Below are 1,383 nucleotides of genomic sequence, written 5' to 3'. Positions count from 1 at the left end.
TACAACTAAATCCAATTAGTGTGAACACGCCATAAGTGTGGACGATGCAAATTGGCCGATATGCGCCAGTCCACGCGGCAGACCAACCAGCTCTGTACCAGCTCCCAAAAAATAACCGCAGCCGAAGCTGCGGTTATTCCATCCCACCGGAGCAACACCCCCCGGCTGCATCAGCGCCACCACTCACTCCACCGGACAAATCTCCCCCGCCGTCCGATCAAGTTTCGCCTTAATCATCTCCACCAGGCACCGGATGCCAAAACAAGCATCCGAACATTCGCTTTCCACTTCCAACAGCGCCAGCACCCTGTCCAGTCCAGCACTGATGCAATCCATCGATTCCCGAAATTCTTCCGGAATAGCGGCCAACACGGTTTGTTGTTTCGACGCGGTTTGTTCCTGCATTGCGAGCTCCTATCAAAGTTGGAAGACCCGCCTGATGGGTACAAATGAAGGGTGGCGGGCCAGACAGCGGGGGTACCAAACCGGTCGTCAACGGAGTAATCCGGCCAGCCTTGCGGCTGCCCCGCCCGGCCCGCCATAAACTGAGGAGACGTGGACGCGCGAACTTGGCCGCATGACACGGCCGTCCGTAACACGATCCGGGTTGGTACGCCCGATCACCGTTGTTTCGGTGATGGCTCTAGTGTTCCCATCTCTGTCGTCTGTGGCGATCAGACGATTCGCGATCTTCCGGCGCTTCGCTGTGAGGCAGTTGCCTAGCGAATCCTGTCGAACCCACCAGCAGCCCAGCGCTCGGCGCTGTCTCGCGTCAGCCGAAAGTCGGGCCGCACCTTCACCGTCGCCAGCACATCGCCGAAGGGATCTTCAGCCGTGAGCGTGCCAAAGGGCTCGAATTCATCCGGCGTAATGGCGAGCTTCACAATCACAGTGCCGGACTCAGACTCGATACTGACCTGCTTGTTGAGCTGCGCATGCAGTTGCTGCTCATGCCGCCGGATCACCTCTGAAGCAGTCTTGACCAGCGTCTGGTGCGCAGTGGCATCCAGCGGCTTGGGATCGACCTTGTTCCGCCCCATGGTCCAGGGACCAACCAGCGCGGGCTCGGCGCTGCCGTCGCGGATCATTTCGACTGCCCAGCCGTCGCCGTCCTCGTTCTTGATGACGCGGGCGGTCCAGCCCTTGTCGCGCCAGAGGCGGGGCTCGTGGATGGCGGTGGATTCGTGCTCGGGCAGGGCGTCGTCGGTGTGGTGCATCAATCTCGTGGTACGGGTCGGGGAACCCGCGAGGATACTATAGGGGCCGGGGGAGAGGGCTGGCGGTGGCATACCGACACGCGTCACTTCGTCGATGCTCCGGCCCTCACCCCAGCCCTCTCCCGCACTGAACTGACCCCGTAAAGTTGGAGAGTCAAAGCTAGGT

General features: G+C 60.7%; 2 protein-coding genes. Both read right to left on the bottom strand.

Going from position 1 to position 1,383, the window contains the following annotated elements:
• Positions 1–183 precede the first annotated feature (183 nt).
• Positions 184–405, bottom strand: a complete 222-nt coding sequence (locus CF68_RS34495) for a DUF1484 family protein (RefSeq protein WP_035827983.1) — start codon at positions 403–405, stop codon at positions 184–186.
• 314 nt (positions 406–719) lie between these two features.
• Positions 720–1,217 (bottom strand): hypothetical protein, encoded by a 498-nt coding sequence (locus CF68_RS34490; protein WP_035827981.1) that lies wholly within the window; start codon positions 1,215–1,217, stop codon positions 720–722.
• Positions 1,218–1,383: the final 166 nt, after the last annotated feature.

Source organism: Cupriavidus sp. SK-4 (assembly GCF_000611125.1).
Classification (GTDB): domain Bacteria; phylum Pseudomonadota; class Gammaproteobacteria; order Burkholderiales; family Burkholderiaceae; genus Cupriavidus; species Cupriavidus necator.
This window is presented reverse-complemented; position numbering and strand designations above follow the sequence as displayed.